The organism is Longimonas sp. (assembly GCF_046498435.1).
GTDB lineage: Bacteria > Bacteroidota > Rhodothermia > Rhodothermales > Salinibacteraceae > Longimonas.
On sequence record NZ_JAWOAR010000003.1, the window covers coordinates 1 to 6,610 of the forward strand.

General features: G+C 63.1%; 6 protein-coding genes. 2 read left to right on the forward strand and 4 right to left on the reverse strand.

Annotation, left to right across the window (positions count from 1 at the left end):
- The 4 genes from R6U20_RS00085 to R6U20_RS00100 all read right to left on the reverse strand — a co-directional run.
- Nucleotides 1–430 (reverse strand): CBS domain-containing protein (locus R6U20_RS00085; RefSeq protein ID WP_410335825.1); only part of this gene is annotated, 430 nt, incomplete at its 3' end.
- A 414-nt stretch (nucleotides 431–844) separates the two neighbouring features.
- The gene (gene nadC / locus R6U20_RS00090) at nucleotides 845–1,741 is read right to left on the reverse strand and encodes a carboxylating nicotinate-nucleotide diphosphorylase (protein ID WP_410335826.1); all 897 of its coding nucleotides are present in this window, start codon (nucleotides 1,739–1,741) and stop codon (nucleotides 845–847) included.
- A 49-nt stretch (nucleotides 1,742–1,790) separates the two neighbouring features.
- On the reverse strand, nucleotides 1,791–2,216 hold the full coding sequence (locus R6U20_RS00095; RefSeq protein ID WP_410335827.1) for an acyl-CoA thioesterase: 426 nt from the start codon (nucleotides 2,214–2,216) through the stop codon (nucleotides 1,791–1,793).
- Between the two features lie 46 nt (nucleotides 2,217–2,262).
- The gene (locus tag R6U20_RS00100; RefSeq protein WP_410335828.1) at nucleotides 2,263–3,276 is read right to left on the reverse strand and encodes an acetyl-CoA carboxylase carboxyltransferase subunit alpha; all 1,014 of its coding nucleotides are present in this window, start codon (nucleotides 3,274–3,276) and stop codon (nucleotides 2,263–2,265) included.
- A 261-nt stretch (nucleotides 3,277–3,537) separates the two neighbouring features.
- Between R6U20_RS00100 and R6U20_RS00105 the strand changes: the two genes are divergently transcribed.
- Both R6U20_RS00105 and R6U20_RS00110 read left to right on the forward strand, forming a co-directional pair.
- A complete protein-coding gene (locus tag R6U20_RS00105) occupies nucleotides 3,538–4,932 on the forward strand; it encodes an MATE family efflux transporter (protein ID WP_410335830.1) in 1,395 nt (464 codons plus the stop codon).
- 321 nt (nucleotides 4,933–5,253) lie between these two features.
- A complete protein-coding gene (locus tag R6U20_RS00110) occupies nucleotides 5,254–6,417 on the forward strand; it encodes an FHA domain-containing protein (protein WP_410335831.1) in 1,164 nt (387 codons plus the stop codon).
- Nucleotides 6,418–6,610 lie beyond the last annotated feature (193 nt).

Genomic DNA, 6,610 nt, shown 5'->3' on the forward strand with positions numbered 1-6,610 from the left:
CATCGGGCAAGGCCACCGCCAGGCGGCTACCCGGCTTCTCCAGCCCCGTCAGGCGCAGTACCGCATCCAGCAGATCGGTGCCGGTGATGATGCCCACCAGCGCATCCCCCTCGACCACTGGAAGCGCCCCAATGCGCTCCTGGCGCAGCGTACGGGCCGCATCTTCCACCGGATCGCGCGGCCCTGCCGTGATGGGCGGCTTGGACATGACGGTGTGTACGGCGTCGTTGCGTGCCACAGGCTTGTCGGTGAGCGCGCTCGTGGCATAGCGGATGTCACGATCGGTGATGATGCCCACGAGCGTATCTTTGGCATCCATTACGGGCAGATGCCGGATGGTGTGCTCGTGCATCTGCGCAAACGCCTCGTGAACCGGCGCGGTGGCTTGAATCGTGACCACCGGGTGGTGCATGATGTCTTGAATGAGCATAGCGAGTGTGGGGAATGCGGAAGAGAAACTCGGCGGGCAGGTAGATCTCCAACATACCAAACGGGAGGCATGGCGCGCAACAGGGTAGGGCTGCGTTGTGGGAGGGGCGCTCGTCTTTAAGACAACCCAAATTGTGAGTCAGGGCACACCCCCCCCCTCACATACCGTCATCCTGACGCCCCCAGGCGGAAGGATCTCAACGCTGACCTTACACACTTGGAATCGCGCCCCCCGCCGGAGCACCCCATAGCACAATCCGCTCTGAGAGCTTCACTTCGTTCAGCATGATGATGGAGAAAGCCTGAGGAGAACGACGTGCTGGAGGGTTCATCGATTGCTGGAGGCTGAAGGTGCTCTTGGGCGCGGAGGTCTCCGGCAACACGGTGGGTGGCTTCTACGACAGGCATGCTTTCGTCACAACAGCTGAAGCCCCATCGACAAGTCCAGCGCGGTAACCGAGTGCGTAAGCGCGCCCGAGGAGATGGCGTCCACGCCGGTGGCGGCAATGGGGGCCACGGTGCGGAGGGTGACGTTGCCGGAGGCTTCGGTGCGACAGGTGCCATCTACGCGGTTCACGGCGGTCTGGAGCATCGAGACGTCGACGGTGCCGTCGTCGGTGACGTGGGTCATGTTGTCGAGCAGCAGGATGTCGGCACCGCCGTGGGCCAGGGCCGCGTCGAGTTCGTCGAGGGTGCGCACCTCCAGTTCGATCCCGAGGTCGGTGCTGTGCGTGTTGCGGTAGCGGTGCGCGGCATCGAGCGCCTCGGCGACGCCGCCGGCAGCGGCGATGTGGTTGTCTTTGATGAGGAAGAGGTCGTAGAGTCCAATGCGGTGGTTGGTGCCCCCGCCCAGACGCACGGCCCACTTGTCGAGGGCGCGGAGTCCAGGGGCAGTTTTGCGGGTGTCGAGGATGTCGGGGGCGTGCGGACGTGCGGCGTCGACCATGCGGCGGGTGGCGGTGGCAATGCCGCTCATGCGCTGCATCAGGTTGAGGGCCAGGCGCTCGGCGGTAAGGAGTGCGGCGGCGTTGCCGCGCAGGGTGCCGACCGTCGTGCCGGGCTCTACGCGGGTGCCGTCGGAGATGTGCCAGCGGATGGAGATGGGGGCGTTGGCATGCCGAAAGACGTGCGCTGCCACGTAGAGTCCGGCCACTACGCCGGGCGCTTTGGCGGTGATGGTGGCTTGCGCGTTGGCATTGGCGGGGACGGTGGCGGCAGTGGTGATGTCGCCAGCGCCCACGTCTTCGGTCCAGGCGCGAGCGAGGAGCGCGTCGAGGTCGGCCTCGGAGAGGTAGGGCGGCAGCGTGGACATGGCGGACATCGCGTAGGTTGGAGGGATGGGCGAAGAGCCGCACCGCTGGTTACGAACCCAGCACCGGGGCAAACGCCTCGCGGACCCGCTGGGGCAGCCGGATGGGGCGCCGCTCCTTTGCATCCATAAAACAAAGCGTGGTGTGCCCCGTGGCGATGCGTGTGTCATCGGCAGGGCGCCGCACCACGTAGTCGATGGGGATGCGGACGGTGGGCATCTGGCCGAAGCGGGCGTTGATGGCGAGCAGGTTGTCGTAGTAGGCCGGGGCGTGATACTGCACCGACACCTTGATGACAGGCATGATGATGCCGTCATCTTCGAGGGTGCGGTAGGCCAGTCCGAGGTCGCGCATGGCCTCGGTGCGGGCCATCTCGAAGTAATCGAGGTAGTGCGTGTGGTAGACCACGCTCATGGGGTCGCACTCGCGGTAGCGCACGCGGTGCTCGTAGGAATACGTGTAGGCCGGGTTGTCCATGGAAACGGTATGTGCAGCGTGCGATGCGGTGGATACGAGGGGCCCGTTATGAGTCTACGGGTGATTCGGCAGTGGTGCGCTGGTCGTAGGCGCCGATGCGGTCGAAGCGCTCCAGGCGTTCGTCGAGCAGGGTGTCGGTGGGGCGATCGCTGAGCGTGTTGAGGGCGGCCCCGATGGCGTTGCCGACAGCGTTGAAGGTGGCCGTTGGGTCGCGATGGGCCCCGCCGATGGGTTCGGGGACGATTTCGTCGATCACGTTTACGTCGATGAGGTCGGTGGCGGTGAGCTTGAGGGCGCGGGCAGCGTCTTCCTTATAATCCCACGAGCGCCACAGAATCTGCGAGCAGCTTTCGGGGGCGATGACCGAGTACCAGGCGTTTTCGAGCATGAGCACGCGGTCGCCCACGCCGAGTCCGAGCGCGCCGCCGGAGGCACCTTCGCCAATGACGATGACGATGATGGGCACGGGCAGGCGGGCCATTTCGAAGAGGTTGCGGGCAATGGCCTCGGCCTGGCCGCGCTCCTCGGCCTCCATGCCGGGGTAGGCGCCGGGGGTGTCGAGCAGCGTAACGACGGGCTTGTTGAACTTAGCGGCCATCTTCATGAGGCGTTCGGCCTTGCGGTAGCCCTCGGGGTTGGGCATGCCGAAGCGACGAAACTTGCGCTCTTTGGTGTCGCGCCCCTTCTGGTGGCCCATAATCATGACGGTGCGGTCGTGGTGGCCGTACTGCGCGCCCTGAAACTGCGCAAACCCGCCCACAATGGCGCGGTCATCGCCAAAGCGGCGGTCGCCGTGCAGCTCCACGAAGTTTTCGGTCAGCGCTTCGATATGGTCGAGCGTGTACGGGCGCTGCGGATGGCGGGCAATCTGCACCCGTTGCCAGCGCGTAAGGTTGCGGTAGATCGAGACGCGCAACTGCTCGACGCGCTCTTCGAGAGCCTTAATTTCGGCAGAAAGATCTTTGGCGTGGTCCTGATTGAGGGTCCGCATCTCGTCGAGCTTCTGTTCCAGCTCGTACAGCGGCTTCTCAAAATCGAGGAGATACGTGTCGTCGGCCATGGCGGGCGAGTGGGTCAGCAACAGTGGGACAAGAACAACAAGTATAGCACTGCAACATGCGGGATGCAGGGCTAAAAGGCAATCGGTGGGCAGCACGTACGGGGCGAAGGCGGGGGCAGGTTGCATAATTTGGCGGTATTTTGGCGGATTTGGGGCAATGCAGCCACGCTATCGGGCGGCCCGTGTGCATCTTGCCGAACGAGGTGTCGTACCAAAAAGCATCTGTCGCATTCTGTAATCTAACGCTACTGCCCGCTGCCCATGCCCGGTTGGACGACTTTTCAAGACGTGCGCCCCACGCTCAGGCTGGCGGGCCCGGTGGTGGCGGCACAGATGGCGCTGGCCTCGCTGGGCTTTGTGGATACGGTAATGGTAGGCCGCCTGGGAGCCGACGAACTCGCCGCCGTGGCGCTCGGCAACTCGGTGTTTTTCTTTCTCTTTATTGTGACGTCGGGGGTGCTGCAAGCGGTCAACCCAATGGTGGCGCAGGCATACGGTGCCGGAGAGCGTATGCCCATTGTGCGCAGCGTGCGGCAGGCGCTCTGGCTGGGTACCGTGCTGGGGGCTGTGGCGATGGTGGTGCTGTGGACCGTAGAGCCCGCGCTGCTGTGGGCTGGGCAAGAATCCGCTACTGTGCGCGCGGCCATGACGTATCTGCATGTGATGCTGTGGGGCATTGTGCCCGCGCTCTGGTTTATGGGGATGCGCGGGTTTGTGGAGGCGCTTGGGCACCCATTTCCGGTCACCGTCATTGCATTCTGCGGCGTAGCGGTGAACATTGTGGCGAACGGACTGCTCATGTACGGCTGGGGCCCGTTGCCTGCGCTGGGTATTGTGGGCACCGGATGGGCCAGCGTAGCGGTGTTCTGGTCGATCTTCGGACTGCTGGCCCTCTTTGTGTACCGCGTGCCGCCGTTTTCGGAGTACGCAATCTTTGCTGCGCTGCGCACCCCCGATCCGGCCTACTTTAAGGAACTGCTGTACATTGGCGGACCCATCGGCATTGCGCGTGGGGTAGAGGCGGGGCTCTTTACCATGACCGCGCTCATGGCGGGCGTGCTGGGATCAGAGGTGCTGGCGGCGCACCAGATTGCGTTGCAGTGCGCCTCGCTGGCGTTCATGGTGCCGCTGGGCATTGGCATTGCGGGATCGGTGCGCGTGGGGCAGGCGGCCGGACGCAACGATGCGGCGGGGGCGCGCCGGGCGGGCTTTACCGCGATGGGCTGCGCCACCGCTACTATGATTGTGTCAGCTACGCTCTTCTGGCTCTTTCCAGATGCGATCGTTGCGTTTTTTATCGACCCTACGCTGCCCGAAAACCAGACCGTAGCCCCGCTGGCCGCCTCGCTGCTGCTCATCGCCGCCGTTTTTCAGGTGTTCGACGGCGTGCAGGTGGCTGCTGGCAGCGCGCTACACGGACTCAAAGACACGCGCATCCCCATGGTCATTGCGTTTCTGACGTATTGGGGCATTGGTCTTACCAGCGGCTATGTGTTTGGCGTTCAGGGGGATGCGGGGGCACACGGGCTGTGGTGGGGGCTGGTGCTGGGCCTGGTGGCCGCCTCTATCTGGCTAACGCTGCGCTTCCATCAGAACGTAGAGCACGCTGTGGAGACGCGCGATATTACCGCGCCGACCCATCCGCCAGCGGCGTAGGCAGAGTTGAGCAAGGCATTCCAATCCTTGCGCAGGCGCTCCTTGCCATGCGCTTCGCCTCTCGTGCCTGCGCTCAACATGGAGGACGTACGCAGTTTGGGGGCCCATGCTTAATCGTGTTGCTGACCTGCCGGGGGTAGATGCAGAACGGGAGCGCTCTGCCGCCGCCAGGCGCACTGCAATGGCCCGATAGCTAATATGCGGCCACGTGGTTTACTTCTTGGTACCGCTTCTGTATCTTATGGAAGCAGTGCAGACCGCGCTGCCAGCAGTATAGCTCTGTTGCCCTCGGTGCTCTTTTGCCTCTGAACCCAATGGCCTATGGCCTTTCGACTTACCCTTACCGTTCGAGACGAGCCGCCGACGCGCATGCTCTTTGAGCAAGATAAGGTAACGGTAGGGCGATCTCCCACCAACGATGTCGTCGTGGCTGACCCCAAAGTCAGCAAAGCCCATGCGGTTATCGAACTATCTCCTACGGGTCACCATGTGGTGCGCGACCGGGAAAGTAAAAATGCCACGTTTGTGGATGCGGATCGGGTGGAGCCCGAGGCCTCTGTGCTGCTAACTCCTGGCGCTACGGTGCACATTGGCGACAGCGCCGTTTCGTACATGCCGCTTGTGCCGGCTACGGAAACCCCTTCCGCATCTGAGGAAGCCCCGGATCGCGATGCCGCGGAACTGCCCGATGACCCCACAGCGCTTCTCGATGTGTTTGCGCAGTGCCTGTCACGCATCGCAGCAACCTGGAGTCATAACGGAGAGCGCAGCGACGAGGGCGAGGCCGACCGTGTCGGCCAGTACATCGATACGCTGGACGAACGCGAGCGCCACGTACTTGCAGAGATAGCACAGCACGGAACAGAAATGGCACAGCCGGAAACAGAGGACGCACCTGATACACAGGTCTCCGATGAGGACTCCGATGATGCCTGGGGTACCCTGCCCCTTGCCCTGCGCGATCTGCTGGAACTTCCTATTGAGGTGTGGGGACACCTGGAGGAGCCGCCTGCTGCGAGCGGAAATCCCTTTTTTGACCATCCCACGGTGGCCGATATCGAAGCTGCATTGCGCACGCGTGGCGTCTCCTCTTCTGATCCCAACCCCTTCCGAGATCTGTGTACCGCGTTGCGATATGTTGTGGTGCATCATGAAGCCGTCTTGCGTGGCTACCGAGCCAGCATTGAAACTGGGGGACAAGCGCTGCTGCGGCACATTAGTCCACGCGATTCCTCGCCCGGGGCAGGAAAAACGGGGGTATTCACGCGTGTATTTGGGCGGGGCGATAGCGGCGTAAACTGGGAGCGCCTGGAGCGACAGTGGCGCAAGCTATACCACAGCAACTGGGCCGCGGTAGAGGAGAAGCTGTTTCGACCGTCGCTGTTAGCCACCTACCGTGAGCATATGCAGGAGCTTCCCGATGTGACCGAGCCCTCTCTTCCGAAAATGGACGATACGCCGCTTGAAGAAGTCTCTCCCGCCTGATTATACCATCTGCGCTGAATCATCATACAGGTGTTTGCAATCGGTGAGCGACGAAACTCGCCTTAATGTCGCCGGGGACGCAAGCGGTACCGACAGCGGTCGGCACAGGTTACCCGGCTATGGGCTGCAAATCCTTAGCCCGGGATCAGGAGCGAAGCGCTGGGAGCACCGCGACCGAGTACTCCTGGGGTGC

Bases quoted from the DNA above. Each gene is read 5' to 3' on its own strand.
- R6U20_RS00110 (WP_410335831.1), top strand. From the start codon at position 5,254: ATGGCCTTTCGACTTACCCTTACCGTTCGAGACGAGCCGCCGACGCGC.
- nadC (WP_410335826.1), bottom strand. From the start codon at position 1,741: ATGTCCACGCTGCCGCCCTACCTCTCCGAGGCCGACCTCGACGCGCTC.
- R6U20_RS00100 (WP_410335828.1), bottom strand. From the start codon at position 3,276: ATGGCCGACGACACGTATCTCCTCGATTTTGAGAAGCCGCTGTACGAG.
- R6U20_RS00095 (WP_410335827.1), bottom strand. From the start codon at position 2,216: ATGGACAACCCGGCCTACACGTATTCCTACGAGCACCGCGTGCGCTAC.
- R6U20_RS00105 (WP_410335830.1), top strand. From the start codon at position 3,538: ATGCCCGGTTGGACGACTTTTCAAGACGTGCGCCCCACGCTCAGGCTG.